Below are 15,913 nucleotides of genomic sequence, written 5' to 3'. Positions count from 1 at the left end.
TTCCATGGTCAACATGTCCTATTGTTCCTATGTTAACATGTGGTTTTGTTCTTTCAAATTTTGCTTTTGCCATTTTCTTTTCTTCCCCCTTAAAAATTTTACTTATTTTTATGTAGCCATCAGGATAAAATATCCACAAAAAAGGCCTGGCGGCTGCAGGCCGAATGCTGTCATTAATGACAGCCATATTTATTTGAATTAGAAGTAAGATAGAAAATTAAATATTATGCTTTTCTAAAAATACTTCTAATTTTCTTTTGACTCTCTGGAGAGCATTATCTACAGATTTAACATGTTTATCCAAACTTTCAGCAATTTTTTGATATGATTTTCCATCTAAATATTCCTGTAGTACATCAAATTCTAGATCACTCAGCATTGATGAAATTTCAGACTCAATCAAATCATAAGTTTCATTACTGATAAATAAAGCTTCTGGATTGGATAATTTTCCACCTTTTAAGATATCCAAAAGGGTTCTATCAGATTCCTCATCATAGATCGGCTTATTTAAAGAAATATAAGTGTTTAAAGGCTGGTGTTTCTGGCGAGTAGCAGCTTTGATTGCAGTTATAATCTGACGGGTAATGCATAATTCTGCAAAAGCCCTAAAAGAAGCCAATCTCTCAATCTTATAATCACGCACAGCTTTATAAAGACCAATCATACCTTCCTGGACAATATCTTCCCTGTCAGCTCCGACTAAAAAATAAGAGCGTGATTTAGCAAGTACAAAATTTTTATAACGCTTGATTAGAGTTTCCTGAGCTTCCATATCCCCCTGATGTACCAGTTCAACCAGTTCATCATCGGACATCTGCTTATACTCCTCAAAACTGATATCATCAAAATCGAGTTCATGAGCATTCATCTTCAACCAGAATCCCCTCCCTTATCCATTACATTACTATTATACTTGCTAAAAAAACTTTCGTCAAGAAATATCTTTTCCGCGCTGACGGAAAATTTCGTAGATTATAATAGCCGCTGCTACAGAGGCGTTTAGGGATCCCAGTTCTCCGCTCATTGGGATTTTAACCAGGAAGTCACAGTTTTCTCTAACCAGTCTTCTCAGACCACTGCCTTCACTTCCAATCACAAGTCCAATCGAACCGCTCAAATCAGCCTCAAAATGTGTCTGTTCTGCTGCTGCATCTGCACCAGCAATCCAGAAATGAGCTTCTTTTAAATCACGAATAGCATAATTAATATTAGAAACCTTAACTAAGGGAATGTGTTCAGCTGCCCCGGCAGCTGCTTTAAGAACTACAGGAGTAATCCCTACAGCTCTTCGGTCCTGATATACAACTGCATCTGCGCCAGCTGCATAAGCAGTTCTGATTATTGCTCCAAAATTATGGGGATCTTTGATTTCATCTAAAATTACAACAAGTGCATCCCCATCTTTATTTTCTTTAATTTTAATAATATCTGCCAGTCCATATTCTTTTAGTGGGTCAGCTTCTGCAATAACTCCCTGATGAGCATGAGACCTGGCACTTTCATCTAATTTTTGCGATGAAATTCTGCTAACTGGAATCTTCTTTTCAGCAGCGAGTTCTAAAATATCATCTATCACTTCAGCACTAATTTTTTCCTGGATGAAAATACGATGAATTTTTCTGTTTCCTCTTAATGCTTCATAAACCGGATTTCTTCCTTCAATCTTTGGCATTTATTTATCATTCCTCTTTTCCCTTGATTTCCCATTCTGTTCCTCTGGGTGTATCTGTCACTTCAACCCCTATTTCCTGGAGTCGATCTCTAATCAGATCAGCTTCTTCCCAGTTTTTATTATCTCTTGCTCGGTCTCTTAATTCAAGTAAAAGGCTAATAAGTGGATCAACCAGTTTATCATCTGCGCCAGGAGCCTTATTTAATTCAAATTTCAAACCAAGAATTTCTGCCAGTTCTAAAAATACTTCTTCTGTTTCTTCGAGAACAGCAAAATTTTTCTCATTTAAAGTAAAATCTTTCTGATTTAAGTAGATATTTATTTCTCCAACAAGATCATGTAAAACTCCTATCGCTTCAGCAGTATTAAAATCATCATTTAAGGCAGCCGCAAAACTGTCCTTTAGTTCTACTACTTTGGTAAAAAAGTTTTCATTTTCCTCGTTATCCTCAGCAGATTCTATATCCAGACTTAACACCTTTGCCAGCTGACGTCTTGCATTTTCAATTCTCTGCAGTGAAATCTCAGCTTCTTCTAATTTTTCGTAAGAAAAGTCGATTGGGCTTCTATAATGTCTGCTCATAAGAAAATATCTGACAGTCTGAGCTGGAAATTCTTTTAATACCTCTCTGCTGGTAAAGAAATTCCCCTGAGATTTAGACATTTTTTCCCCACTTAAATTAACTGTACCATTATGCAGCCAGTAATTAACAAATTTCTTGCCGCTGTATGCTTCTGACTGGGCAATCTCATTTTCATGATGTGGGAAGATCAGATCAACTCCACCACCATGAATGTCAAAAGTGGCCCCCAGGCGTTTCATTGACATTGCAGAACATTCAATATGCCACCCCGGCCATCCTTCACCCCAGGGGCTGTCCCAGCCTTCTTCAGCTTCAACTTTTTTCCAGAGTCCAAAGTCAAGAGGGTTTTCTTTTTCTTCATTAACTGCAATTCTGACACCAGCCTGCATTTCATCAAGACTTCTACCAGACAGCTTTCCATAATCTTCAAAACTTTCCACCCTAAAATAAACATTACCATTTACCTCATAAGCATAACCTTTTTCAATCAGAGTTTTTACCATCTCAATAATTTGATCGATATTTTCACTGACCCGTAAATATTTATCAGCAGGCTTAATATTAAATTCTCTTATATCTTCTAAAAATGCATTGGCATATTTATCAGCCAGTTCGGAGGGAGTAATCCCTTCCTCTTCTGCTCTTTTGACAATCTTCTCATTAATATCAGTAAAATTAGAAATATAATCAACTTCATAACCTAAATATTCGAGAAATCTTCTGATTACATCATAATTTATTGCACTCCTGATATGTCCGATATGAGAATAATTTTGAACAGTAAGACCACAGACATACATCTTCACCTTACCCGCTTCTACTGTCTCAAACTTTTCTTTTTGACCTGTTAAAGTATTATAAACTTTAAGCATTTACTCACTCCTTTCTGACTTGAAATATTTAATAACTAAAAACAAATCCATTTTTAAAAAGAGCCTTCTCCCTCAGAGAAGACCCTTTAATTATCTCTTATTAATTGTTTTCAGCAAGTTCTAAGGCAGCATCAAGTCTGCGGGCAATTTCTTCAGCTCCAAAAATAGATATTACACTGGTCATTTCAGGACCTGAGCCTTTACCTGTGATTGCAAGTCTGGTTGGATGATAAATTGTTCTGCCCCCAACATCAAGCTCATTTTTCAGCTCCTTAAAAATCTCGCCAACAGCCTCTGCTGTTAATTCTTTCCTGGCAAAAGCCTTTTCTTTTAAAGTTTCAAATACTAATTTTACATCTTCACCTTTAAATTCTTCAGCTGCTGCTGCAGGGTCTTCAAATTCAATTTCTGTCAGGAATAATTCAGCTTCTGCTGGAATTTGAGACAAATAATCAACTCCAGTTCTGCTCTCATCAATAACTTTAAGAAGCCAATCTCTATTATTTTGAATATATTCCTGTTCTACAAGACCTGAATCAAGTAAAAATGGTAAAGACAGCTCAAAAATCCGCTCAAGTTCTGCTGCTCTAATATATTTACCATTCATCCAGTTTAATTTTTCTCTGTCAAAAACAGCACCACTTTTATTGACATCTTCAATAGCAAAACGATCGATGATTTCAGCCTGAGAAAGAATTTCTTCTTCATCTCCAGTCGACCAGCCTAAAAGAGCCATGAAATTAAATAGAGCTTCTGGTAAATATCCCTGCTCTCTAAATTCGCCAATATATACAGAGTCCTTACCCCGCTTTTTAAGTTTAGCCTTGTTTTCATCTAAAATTAAAGGCAGATGAGCAAATTTAGGTAAATCAAATCCTAAAGCTTCATAGATTAAAATTTGCTTTGGCGTATTAGAAAGGTGATCTTCCCCTCTAATCACATGTGAAATTTTCATTAATGCATCGTCAATTACAACTGCAAAATTATAGGTGGGCATTCCATCTGATTTAAAGATAATAAAATCATCTAAAACAGAGGAATTAAAACTAACATCTCCCCGGATTAAATCTTCTACAATTATTTCTCTTTCTTCTGCAGGTAGCTTAAAACGCAGTACCGGTTCTCTACCCTCAGCTTCATAAGCCTTTCGTTCTTCTTCAGTTAAATTACGGCAGGAGCCATCATAACGAGGCATCTCATCATTATCAATAGCTTTCTGCCTCATTTGATCAAGCTCTTCTTTAGTACAGTAACATTTATAGGCATGACCTGATTCTAAAAGTTTATCAGCATATTCCTGATAAAGGTCAATTCTTTCGGTCTGACGGTAAGGACCATAATCCCCACCAATCCCAACACCTTCGTCTGCATCAAGACCCAGCCATTCCATTTCTTGAATGATGATATCTTCAAATTCTTTGGTTGATCTTGCCTGATCTGTATCTTCAATTCTTAATACCAACTCGCCACCTTTTTGCTTGGCAACCAGCCAGTTAAAAAGAGCGGTACGCATGTTACCAATATGGATCTTCCCGGTAGGACTCGGGGGGAAACGCAATCTTATGTTATTACTCATAACCTTATAATTCCTCCTAAATTAATTTAAAATTGTTTAATATTATATTACACTTGTACCTACAGTTAACTGTTCTGGACCATCAACTAATGCATGCCCGAACTTACCAAAAATAGCTACAGAAACATGACCATCACCACGAACAACAGCTATTTTAAATCCTCCACCAAGACCAGGGTTTACAAGATCCAGCTGACTGTAGGCATCTTTAACAGCATTGGAAACAGCCATTTTTTCGCGTGAGTTTTCACTAATTACACCCCTAGCAATTGCAGCTACAGTTGTACTCTCGCGCAGTTTTATGGGTAGCTTTTCTGCGCTGGCACCAGTCTGAGTTATAGCTCCGCGGTAACCATAACCTTCGATCTTTTTCAGCCAGTATTCTTCGTAATCCCGACTTCTGGTCATCGAAAGATAAATAGCAGAACTTTCTGGGGTTATAGTTTTCTTTTCCATTTCCATTTCTTCTTCTTCATCTTTTAAATATCCATAAACAATATCTTCAGAAGTAACTATTCCGACTAACTGATCTTTATCATTAAAAACAGGCAGTCCTCCGATATGGTTATCTGATAGTTTCTTTGCTGCCTGCTGGACAGTACTATTTTCATTAATTATAATTAAATCATCAGACATAAACTCACTCACTGGTGCGTCCAAATTCTTCTCTGAAATTATATCACCATCTGTAAGCATGCCAATTATTTTACCATTCTTTTCTACTAACAATCTCCCTATTTTATTAATAGAAAGCATTTTTTCTGCCTCCATAATTGTTGCCTCTGGAGTAATTGTTATTGGATCATTTGTCATTATATTTTTTACTAACATCATCTAATACTCCCTTCCTGTTCAGCTTCTTTAAAAACTGCCACAATGACTTCTCCACTACACTTACAACAGCATATGCTGCCATACCTTCTCTTCGGCCAATAAAGCCCATTTTCTCATTTGTTGTTGCCTTAAAATTAATATTTTCTGCTTCTAATTCCAAATTTTTAGCAATTGAATTAACTATCTTATCTCGATAGAGTTTTAATTTTGGCTTCTCTGCTACAACTACTAAATCACAATTATTTATCACAAATTTTTCATTCTCAAGCTCTTTTTTTACCTCAGCAAGTAACTTCAAACTGTTTATATTTTTATACTCAGGATCATCATCTGGAAAATGACTGCCAATATCGCCACTTCCAACTGAACCCAGCAGAGCATCCATTAAAGCATGCAGCAGAACATCTGCATCAGAATGGCCCTGAAGACCGTATTCTGATTCTATTTCAACTCCACCCAAAAAAAGTTTTCTGTCTTTATCAAAGCGATGGCTGTCATAACCAAAACCAACTTTAAACATTAAACCGCTCCTTTAAAATTATTTCTGCCGGTTTTAAATCTTCTGGAGTAGTAATTTTAAAATTATTATAATCTCCTTCGACTATATATACCTTTTCTCCTAATTCTTCAACCAGAGTAGCGTCATCCAGCGCTTTATCTTTTCTATAATTATGATGTGCTTTTTTAATTAAATCTAATTTAAAAGCCTGTGGGGTTTGAATCGCTCTTAATGAATCACGGGCAAGTGTTTTTTTAGAAAAAGAATTTTCTACTACCTTAATTGTATCTTTAACTTTAACACCACAGCTGACTGCACCGTACTTTTTTACTGCCTGAAAACTCTTTTCGATTAACTCTCTTTTTATCATAGGACGAGCACCATCATGTATTATAACATACTTAACTTTATCACTAAAGTTCTGCAGGCCATTATTAACCGATTCTTTTCTACTCTTTCCACCAGCAACTACATTAAACTGCTGGTGATAATCTGAAAACAGGGGCAATATTTTTTGCTTAAAATAATCTATTTCGGCAGCAGCCAGGACTATATTCAGCTCAAAATCACGCTGCCAGTCTAAAAATGATTTAATTGTATGATAGATTACCGGTTTCCCAAGCAGATCTAAAAACTGTTTGTTTATCTTCTTTCCCATTCTACTACCTTTTCCAGCAGCAGGGATTAAAACTCCAATCTCTGACATCAAAACCATCCTTTAATTTGTTTTGGGGCGAGCAAAGATCATTCTGCCAGCGGCTGTCTGTAAAATGCTGGTAACAAGCACCGAGATATCATCTCCCATATATTTAATGCCTTCTTCGATAACAATCATTGTCCCATCGTCAAGATAGGCAACACCCTGTCCATTTTCCTTACCTTCTTTAATGACCTTAACATCCATCTCTTCCCCGGGTAAAACAACCGGTTTAACGGCATTGGCCAGCTCATTGATATTTAAAACATTTACCCCCTGGAGTTCAGCAACTTTATTAAGATTATAATCATTTGTTAAAACCTTAGCCTCAATCACCTGGGCTAATTTAACCAATTTGCTGTCCACCTCAGATATTTCTTCAAAATCATAGTCAATTATTTCCACCATAATTTGATCATCATTCTGCATCTGTCTTAAAATATCAAGGCCTCGACGCCCCCGATTCCGCTTCAAGTCATCTGCTGAATCAGCTATATGTTGTAATTCTTCTAACACAAATTCGGGAATAATAAAATTCCCCTCGATAAAACCAGTTTTACAGATATCATAAATTCGACCATCAATTATGACACTGGTATCTAAAATCTTATCACTCCCAGTTTTTAGCTGTGGACAGTCAATTTCTTCTTTTTTTTCTGAAAACAAAAAAGATGCTATATCTTTCTCTTTGTGAATAGCAAGGGCAAATCCCATATAGGTAAAAGTAATATTAATAAAAACTTGTAGAGGCATACCAATACGAGGTATTTGAGGAATAGGAAATATAAAATTAATAATAGCACCAGTTATAAGACCAATTATTAAACCAATAACTGCTATCACAATTTTCTTCCAGGTTAAATCTTTAAATCTTAACTCCAACTCCATTATAAAATTAAGTAATTTATCTAATAAATAAAATAATAAAAAATAACCCAGAACTGCACCAAAAAGAACAGCATAAAATTGTTTTGTTAAAAAGAATTCCCCGATATTTTGCCAGCTAAAAGAATATTCAGTTGCTAAACCAAAGATATCAATTATATGGTAAGCGATAACACCACCAAAAACCCCAAAAATCAAGCGCATTATCTTTTTTAGCATTATCTCACCCCCTCCCCCAGATAATCTTTAGTTAAGAATCAAGATCATCTTCGTCAAGTGTAAATAAATCATCCATCTTTTCTGAAATGCTTTCTTCATCCATATCTTTTGCCAGAACAAGTTCACTAATTAAAATCTGGCGGGCATTACTCAGCATTTTTTTCTCACCTGTAGAAAGACCTTTTTCTCTATCTCTAATACTTAAATTTCGAACAACCTCAGCTACTTCAAATATGTCTCCGGTCTTCAATTTTTCCTGATTAGCACGAAACCGACGATTCCAATTCTGAGACATTTTGCTTTTTTCACCATTTAATAGTTCAAATACTTCATCTGCTTTTGCTTCAGAAATAACATCTCGAATACCAATTTTATCAATTTTATCAACTGGAATCATAACTTTCATTTCTCCAATCGGAAGTTTCATAATATAGTACTCTTTTTTCTCATCTAAAATAGTCTTAGTCTCAATACCAACAATGGTCCCTGCACCATGATTTGGATAAACGACTTTATCACCAATTTTATACATCTTATCCACTCCTCTTTTATGAAAGCAATAAAAATCCACCTTATAATTATACCATTTTAAAAAGCGGCAGTCAATCTGCTAACTTTTTACATTAAATTATAACGAAGTGTACTAAATATGTCTATCTAGTAAAACCTGATCTCTTAAGCGGCGCAGTCCATCTTTAATTGCCTGAGCTCTTACTTCACCAATCCCATCTACATCATCAAGCTCGTCAACTGATGCTCGAATGATTTCCTGCAGATTTTTAAAGTGTTCCACTAAATTTTCTATAACTGGCATTGGCAGCCTCGGTATTTTCCGCATAATCCGATAACCTCTCGGTGAAACTGTTTCGTCCAGTGCATTTACACTACCACTGTATCCAAGCGCTTTGCTGATTGTATTTAATGTCAGAATTTCATCAGAGGACCAGTCAGTTAGATTTTCTAGTACTTTTTCTGGATCAGAAGTATCTTCTTCCAGCTCTTCTGAAATATAATCTTCAATCAGCAGAATCCCCTCTTCTCTAACATTGCTGACCAGTTCTTCTAACTGCATTTTAATCAATCTGCCCTCTGAACCAAGCTCAGAAATATATTTTTCTATTTCACGCTGAATCTTTAAAACCATTTCTGTTCTCTGGATAACAGTTACAACATCAGAAAGGGTAACCAGATTTTCAAATTCTAAGGCACTTAAATTTGTCAGAGCCTGGTCAAAGACAGAGCGATATTTTTCCAGAGTCTGAATAGCCTGATTGGCCTTAACAAGTACAACCCTGATATCTTCTAAAATATGTTTCGAATCACCCTTATAAATTGTAATTATTGATCTTCTCTGAGAAATTGCAATAACCAGCTCTCCTGTCTGACGAGCTACTCTTTCGGCAGTTTTGTGCCTGGTTCCAGTTTCAGAAGATTTAACTGTTGGGTCAGGAATCAATTGAGCATTAGCAAAAAGAATGTTTTCTGCGTCCTGGTCCAGAACTATTGCCCCATCCATTTTCGCAAGTTCATACAAACGAGCAGGTGAGATAGGGGCTTCAATTTGGAAACCATCATTAACCAGCTCCAGAACTTCCTCTTTATCACTAACTACAATCAAACCACCAGTTTGAGCTCTTAAAATATTTTCTAGCCCATCTCTAAACACTGTCCCGGGAGCTAAAACTTTAAGAATATCTAATAGTTTTTCGTCAATTTCTTCCACTGCTTCACCTCATTTCGTAAATTTATTTTATAATAATTTTTACAAATTCAGCTATATCTTTAACTGCATCTATTTTGATTTCCGGATCAAAAGCAATCTTCTTTGCATTTGCTGCCGGAATAATAACTTTTTTAAATGAGAGTTTTTTTAATTCATTGATTCTTTTTTCAATCTGTCCAACTGCTCTTACCTCTCCCCCAAGACCAACTTCTCCAATCACGGCCAGATCATTATCAAGTGATATATCTTTATAACTGGAAACAACAGCTGCTATTATAGCTAGATCAAGCCCCGGTTCTTCCACATTCAAGCCGCCGGTAATATTTAAGTTTACATCATGTTCTTTAAAGTTAGCTCCCAGCCTCTTTTCTAACACAGCTAAAAGCAGAGACAATCTCTTATAATCAACACCCTTTGCCAGCCTCTGCGGCGAAGGAAAAGCAGCCTCAGTAACCAAAGACTGCACTTCAACCAGCAGTACTCTACTCCCTTCCAGTGCCGGAGTAATAATTGAACCAGATACATCTGCAGATCTCTCGTTAATAAAGAAACTAGATGGATTAGCAACCTCATTAATCCCATTTTCTTTCATTTCAAAAACACCAATTTCGTTTGTAGAACCGAAACGGTTTTTTTTGGCCCGCAGCATTCGATACATGTGGTAATTATCTCCTTCAAACTGCAGCACAGTGTCAACCAAATGTTCTAAAACTCTCGGACCAGCTAATTCTCCTTCTTTGGTAACATGACCAATTAAAACAACTGGAATCCCTGTTGTTTTAGCTAATTTAACAAGTCGGTTTGTAACTTCTTTGATCTGAGTTAAATTCCCAGGAGCAGCATCTAATTCTGGAATATGTACAGTTTGAATCGAATCTACGACAATCAATGAATATTCCTGGTTTTTTGAGATATGATTTTCCAGAACCATATAGTCTCTCTCGTCCAAAATATTTAAATTTTCTTCCATACAGTTCAGGCGCTCTGCCCTCATTTTTAACTGGGAAGCAGATTCTTCTCCTGAAAGATACAGAGTTTTGCCATATTTTTGACTAAAAAGAGAAGCCACCTGGAGTATCAGTGTTGATTTACCGATACCAGGGGCTCCACCAAGTAAGATCAGAGAGCCGGAAACAATACCCCCACCAAGTACCCGATCAAGTTCAGTTATATTTGTTTGATAACGCTGTCTCTTAACCGATGAAATTTTGGTAATTGGCTGAGGTTCTTTCTCCTCTCTCTCTAGATCATATTTATTATTTTTATTTTTTGATTTATCTTCAATAACCTCTTCCAAACTATCCCAGGAACCACAGTTAGAACATTTCCCCATCCAATTAACGGATTTATAACCACATTCCTGACATAGATAATACTTTTTTGCTTTTGCCATTATTGATAACTCCTAGCTTTAATTCTGCTAATATTTATTATTAATTATATCATTTTTTACAGCATTTTACAAGAGAGGTTAATTTAATGTTCGAAGCTTAATTTACCTTAAAATCAAACTCACCATCTTTAACATCTACAATGATTTTATTATTTTCTTCAAACTCTTTATCCAGTATTTTTATTGAGAGTGGATTTTCAATCTGCCGCTGAATTGTCCTTCTTAATGGGCGTGCTCCAAATTCAGAATCATAGCCGTCTTCTGCAAGTTTTGCTTTAGCTGCTTCGGTCATTTCAAGCTCAATTTCTTTCTCTTCCAGACGCTCTCTTAAGTCATCTAACATTAAGTCAACAATCTTCTTAATGTGCTCTTTATTTAAAGAATGGAAGACAATAATTTCATCAAGTCTGTTCAAAAACTCGGGTCTAAATGTTTTTCTAAGCTGAGACATAACATTATCTTTCATACTCTCATAACTAGCCGACTCATCATTTTCAGTTTTAAAACCAAGTTGTGACTGCTTTTCTATAAAGTCAGCCCCAACATTGGAGGTCATAATCACAATAGTATTTTTAAAATCAACTTTACGGCCGTGAGTATCTGTTAAAACACCATCTTCTAAAATCTGAAGCAAAACATTAAAAACATCTGGATGTGCTTTTTCAATTTCATCAAAAAGAATTACAGAATAAGGTCTTCTACGGACCGGCTCGGTTAGTTGACCACCTTCATCATGGCCGACATAACCGGGAGGTGAGCCAACGAGTCTGGAAACTGAATGTTTTTCCATATATTCAGACATATCGACTCTAATCATTGCGTCTTCATCATTAAACATTGTTTCAGCAAGAGTTTTTGCAAGCTCTGTTTTACCCACTCCGGTAGGACCTAAGAAAATAAAAGAACCGATTGGTCGCTTAGGATCTTTAAGGCCAGCTCTAGCTCTGCGCACAGCTTCTGATACTGCTTTAATAGCTTCATCCTGACCAATAACTCGTTTGTGAAGTTCCTCTTCCAGCCGCAGTAATCTTTCAGTTTCAGCTTCTTCAAGTTTAGTAACCGGTATTCCGGTCCAGCTGGAAACAATTTCTGCAATGTCTTCAGTTGTTACTACAGCTTCTGCTTTTCCTTTTTCATCTTCCCAGTTGTTTTTTAATTCTTCTAATTCTTTTTTTAATGACTTTTCTTTATCTCTCATCCTGGCAGCTTTTTCAAATTCCTGATTTTTAACTGCCGCTTCTTTTTCCTTTTCTGCTTCTTCTAATTTCTGGCTCAACTCTTTAAATTCAGGTGGCCGGGTACTGTTGCTCAATCTCACTTTAGAAGCTGCTTCATCAATTAAATCAATTGCCTTATCAGGCAAAAATCTGTCAGAAATATAGCGGTGTGACAGGACTACAGCATCTTCTATAGCCTGATCAGTAATTTTTACCTTGTGATGTGCTTCGTAAGGATCACGCAGTCCTTTTAAAATATCTATTGCTTCCTCTGTTGAGTTTTCTTCAACCAGCACAGACTGAAATCTTCTCTCTAAAGCAGCATCTTTTTCAATATACTTTCTGTATTCATCAAGAGTTGTGGCTCCAATTGCCTGCAGCTCTCCTCGCGCAAGGGCAGGTTTTAAAATATTAGCGGCATCAATTGCACCTTCAGCTGCTCCAGCACCTACTAAAGTATGCATCTCATCTATAAAGAGAATAATATCTCCGCTTTCAATTATTTCTGTCATTACAGCTTTTAAGCGCTGCTCAAATTCACCTCTATACTTTGATCCAGCAACCAGAGAACTTAAATCAAGAGAAACCACCCGCTTATTTAAAAGTAATTCAGGTACATTTTCACTTACTATCATCTGTGCCAGGCCTTCAATAATAGCTGTCTTACCAACACCAGGCTCACCAATTAAAACAGGATTGTTTTTAGTTCTGCGGCTTAAAACCTGAATTACTCTATTAATTTCTTTATCTCTTCCGATAACCGGATCAAGTTTATTTTCTCTTGCCATTTCTGTCAGATCACGACTGTATTCATCTAAATTTTTAGTTTTTCTACCTGAAGACTTTTTGTTTTTCTGCATCGAATTTTTACCCCCAAGTAAATCAACAACTTCTTCTTTGATATTGCTGATATCACTATTTAAGTCCATTAGAATTCGAACTGCTACACCTTCTCCTTCTCTAATTAAGCCCAGGAGTAGATGTTCTGTACCAATGTAATTATGACCCATTTTACGGGCTTCATCCATTGCCAGATTTAATACTTTTTTACTTCTGGGAGTCAGACCAATAGAACCTTTAACTTCATTCTGTCCCTTACCGATCATATCTATAATTTTACTTTCAATAACTTCTTTGCTTACTCCATTATCTATTAATGAACGAGCAGCAATCCCCTGACCTTCTGCAATTAGGCCATATAAAATATGCTCTGTCCCTACATAACTGTGTTTAAGTTTTAAAGCTTCCTGTTCAGCAATACTCAAAACTTTTCTTGCTCTTTCTGTAAATTTAGCAAACATTATTTTCACTCCTCATTTAATATATTTCTAATTATTTCAGCTCTTTTTATATTAATTTTATCCTGTCTAAGCTTCATACCAAAACTGTGCTTTAAATGCGCATCCTTTATTTTAAATAATAATTTCGAAAATAAATCTTGATCTAGTTTTTCTTCAATTAAATTTGCATCCTGCCCAAATTTAATTCTCGATAAATACTTTAAAGCTTCAGCTTCTTCAAGCTGATAAGCATATTTCAAAATTCCTAATGACCTTAAAACATTGTCTTTTAACTTAAGATAATTGTTTCTCAGCAAATACTCCCTGCTTTTTCTCTCTTCCGCAATAATCTGCTGAATAACACTATCAAGTTTATCTATAATTTCTTTTTCATTAAAACCTAATGTTATCTGATTTGAAATCTGAAAAAGCTCAGCTTCACTGCTGCTTCCTTCTCCTGCAACACCTCTTACAGTTAGGCCAAATTTTCCAACTGCACCTAAAATATTATCTATTCGTCCACTTAAAACAAGAGCAGGCAAATGACACATCACAGAAGCTCTTAAAGCAGTCCCTACATTAGTAGGACAGCTGGTTAAATAGCCCCATTTATCCGAAAAAGCATATTCTAATTTTTCATCCAGTTGATTGTCGATTTGATCGATTTTCTGCCAGAGATCATTAAACTCAAGACCTGCTTTTAAGATTTGAAGCCTTAAGTGGTCCTCTTCGTTAACCATAATTGAGAGGTGTTTGCTGTTATTTAAAAATAAAGCTTTAGTTTCTGAACTTTCCGAATGACCCTGACTTATTAAATGTTCTTCATGTAAAACTTCTCTTTCAATTTCACTTAAATCACTCATTAAATAAAAATCAAATCCACTATCTATTAGAAAATCAAGTTCTCTTTTTAAAGATGCGATTAATTCTTTCTTCTCTTCATAATTGCTCCTATTAGGAAATTTATGCTTTTTTAGATTTCTTGCCAGTCGTATTCTGGAACTTAAAATAACATCTTTTTCATTACCGTCTTCAATCTGCCAGTCACTTACTAGATTATTTTTCATTCTTATCTTCCTCCATGTCATCTTTTACAGCATGGATTTTATCTCTGATTTCTGCAGCTTTTTCAAAATCTTCTTTTTCAACAGCAATCTGCATTTCCTTTTTTAATTTATTTATTTCACTTTCTACCTCAATTAGCTGTTTAAATGAAAGTGGATATTTGCCTTTATGCCTGCTGTTTCCATGAATCCTTTTAAAAAGTTCATCCAGTTTGGGTTCAAAAACTTCAAAACATTTCTGACAGCCAAAAAGCCCACCTTGTGTAAATTTCTGATAACTTAGGCCGCAGTTTGGGCATTTAAGCTCTTTTGAATTCTTATTTGTAAAATAAGAAGATTCCTGATTTGAAAAATTATGATTTAAAATTCCTGACAACAGGCTCTGAAAACTTAAATTATTATCCTCTGCATTTAACTTGCTGCTTCTTCTAGCACATTCTTCACAAAGATGGATTTCTTCTTTCTGTCCATTAATAATCCTTGTTAAATGAACAGATGCTTCATTTTCACCACATCTATCACAGAGCATTGGCTAATCCTCCTTCACTTTAAATATGACCTCAAGCATATTTTTTAAAATTCTCCCTCTCAAATAATCTCTTTCCGGCAGAGAAATCCCTAAAACATTTCGGTGCACTGCTCTTTCCATTAAATAAGATTCTCTTTCTGAAATCAAATCATTATCATATAATCTTTTAATTATTCCATGTGCTTCTTTCTGACTTATTGCCCTATCTAATTTATTTATAACTTCCTGAATTACTTCTTTATCAGAATCTAAAGTAACTCTAATTATTCTAATAAAGCCACCGCCGCCGCGCTGACTTTCGACGATATAGCCTTTTTCTACTGTAAATCGAGTATCAAGAACATAATTAATTTGGGAAGGAGCACAATCGAAATTTTCAGCTAATTGATTTCTTTTTATCTTTACCTTGCCCTGATATTTAGAGATTTGTCTTCTTAAATATCTTTCAATCTGATCAGACAAACTTGACATATTCTCCCCCTCCTAACTTTGACTTATCTTGACCTTTAATTATATAATACTATATTTATAAAAAAATGCAAGTAAATTATCACACAAAAAAACACCCACCTTTAGGTGAGTGTTTCGCAATTAAATTCTCTTATGTTATAATTTATTTTCTTTATCAGTAATTAAATGCTCTATATATCAAAAAAAGACCCTTTAAAAGGTCTCTAAATAAAAAATGGCTCCCCGAGCAAGACTCGAACTTGCGACAAGATGATTAACAGTCACCTGCTCTACCAACTGAGCTATCGGGGAGTATTTAAAAAAGGACCGGCAGCGACCTACTCTCCCACATCGTTACCAATGCAGTACCATAGGCGCTGGAGGACTTAACTTTTGTGTTCGAGATGGGAACAAGT

Annotated in this window: 15 protein-coding genes, 1 tRNA gene, 1 rRNA gene and 1 pseudogene; all 18 read right to left on the bottom strand. The window is 35.6% G+C overall.

Annotated elements, in window-relative coordinates:
* Positions 1 to 187: pseudogene (locus CI949_RS08770) on the bottom strand (hypothetical protein); the annotation flags it as partial.
* Positions 188 to 217: 30 nt separating this feature from the next.
* Positions 218 to 871 carry an RNA polymerase sporulation sigma factor SigH gene (gene sigH / locus CI949_RS08765; RefSeq protein ID WP_076546230.1) on the bottom strand — a complete coding sequence of 218 codons (654 nt, stop codon included), beginning with the start codon at positions 869 to 871 and terminating at the stop codon, positions 218 to 220.
* Positions 872 to 934: 63 nt separating this feature from the next.
* On the bottom strand, positions 935 to 1,675 hold the full coding sequence (gene rlmB, locus CI949_RS08760) for a 23S rRNA (guanosine(2251)-2'-O)-methyltransferase RlmB (protein ID WP_290765329.1): 741 nt from the start codon (positions 1,673 to 1,675) through the stop codon (positions 935 to 937).
* A 7-nt stretch (positions 1,676 to 1,682) separates the two neighbouring features.
* On the bottom strand, positions 1,683 to 3,131 hold the full coding sequence (cysS, locus tag CI949_RS08755; RefSeq protein ID WP_290765326.1) for a cysteine--tRNA ligase: 1,449 nt from the start codon (positions 3,129 to 3,131) through the stop codon (positions 1,683 to 1,685).
* Between the two features lie 100 nt (positions 3,132 to 3,231).
* On the bottom strand, positions 3,232 to 4,707 hold the full coding sequence (gene gltX, locus CI949_RS08750) for a glutamate--tRNA ligase (RefSeq protein WP_290765323.1): 1,476 nt from the start codon (positions 4,705 to 4,707) through the stop codon (positions 3,232 to 3,234).
* Between the two features lie 42 nt (positions 4,708 to 4,749).
* Positions 4,750 to 5,541, bottom strand: coding sequence for a HutP family protein (locus tag CI949_RS08745; protein WP_108138949.1), 792 nt, complete (start codon positions 5,539 to 5,541; stop codon positions 4,750 to 4,752).
* On the bottom strand, positions 5,510 to 6,061 hold the full coding sequence (gene ispF / locus CI949_RS08740) for a 2-C-methyl-D-erythritol 2,4-cyclodiphosphate synthase (protein WP_290765319.1): 552 nt from the start codon (positions 6,059 to 6,061) through the stop codon (positions 5,510 to 5,512). Before ispF ends, CI949_RS08745 begins: the two co-directional genes overlap by 32 nt.
* The gene (gene ispD / locus CI949_RS08735; protein ID WP_290765318.1) at positions 6,054 to 6,746 is read right to left on the bottom strand and encodes a 2-C-methyl-D-erythritol 4-phosphate cytidylyltransferase; all 693 of its coding nucleotides are present in this window, start codon (positions 6,744 to 6,746) and stop codon (positions 6,054 to 6,056) included. The genes ispF and ispD overlap by 8 nt, the downstream gene beginning before the upstream one ends.
* 12 nt (positions 6,747 to 6,758) lie before the next feature.
* Positions 6,759 to 7,841, bottom strand: a complete 1,083-nt coding sequence (locus tag CI949_RS08730; protein WP_290765315.1) for a PIN/TRAM domain-containing protein — start codon at positions 7,839 to 7,841, stop codon at positions 6,759 to 6,761.
* Positions 7,842 to 7,872: 31 nt separating this feature from the next.
* Positions 7,873 to 8,373 carry a CarD family transcriptional regulator gene (locus tag CI949_RS08725; RefSeq protein ID WP_108138941.1) on the bottom strand — a complete coding sequence of 167 codons (501 nt, stop codon included), beginning with the start codon at positions 8,371 to 8,373 and terminating at the stop codon, positions 7,873 to 7,875.
* 111 nt (positions 8,374 to 8,484) lie between these two features.
* Positions 8,485 to 9,564, bottom strand: coding sequence for a DNA integrity scanning diadenylate cyclase DisA (gene disA / locus CI949_RS08720; protein ID WP_108138939.1), 1,080 nt, complete (start codon positions 9,562 to 9,564; stop codon positions 8,485 to 8,487).
* A 22-nt stretch (positions 9,565 to 9,586) separates the two neighbouring features.
* Entirely contained in the window at positions 9,587 to 10,957 is a 1,371-nt protein-coding gene (gene radA / locus CI949_RS08715; protein ID WP_290765308.1) for a DNA repair protein RadA, read from the bottom strand.
* A gap of 97 nt (positions 10,958 to 11,054) precedes the next feature.
* A complete protein-coding gene (locus CI949_RS08710) occupies positions 11,055 to 13,475 on the bottom strand; it encodes an ATP-dependent Clp protease ATP-binding subunit (protein ID WP_290765305.1) in 2,421 nt (806 codons plus the stop codon).
* Positions 13,476 to 13,480: 5 nt separating this feature from the next.
* Complete coding sequence (locus tag CI949_RS08705; RefSeq protein WP_290765302.1) at positions 13,481 to 14,521, bottom strand: protein arginine kinase; 1,041 nt, start codon at positions 14,519 to 14,521, stop codon at positions 13,481 to 13,483.
* Positions 14,511 to 15,047: a UvrB/UvrC motif-containing protein gene (locus CI949_RS08700; protein WP_290765299.1), complete on the bottom strand. Its 537-nt coding sequence runs from the start codon at positions 15,045 to 15,047 to the stop codon at positions 14,511 to 14,513. Before CI949_RS08700 ends, CI949_RS08705 begins: the two co-directional genes overlap by 11 nt.
* Positions 15,048 to 15,050: 3 nt before the next feature.
* Positions 15,051 to 15,518: a CtsR family transcriptional regulator gene (locus CI949_RS08695; protein WP_108138929.1), complete on the bottom strand. Its 468-nt coding sequence runs from the start codon at positions 15,516 to 15,518 to the stop codon at positions 15,051 to 15,053.
* Between the two features lie 215 nt (positions 15,519 to 15,733).
* Positions 15,734 to 15,809, bottom strand: a tRNA-Asn gene (locus tag CI949_RS08690).
* 13 nt (positions 15,810 to 15,822) lie between these two features.
* Positions 15,823 to 15,913: ribosomal RNA gene (gene rrf / locus CI949_RS08685) — 5S ribosomal RNA — on the bottom strand; the annotation flags it as partial.

Source organism: Halanaerobium sp., from assembly GCF_003070835.1.
The sequence above is the reverse complement of the archived record's forward strand: the minus strand, read 5'-3'. Positions and strand labels throughout refer to the sequence as shown.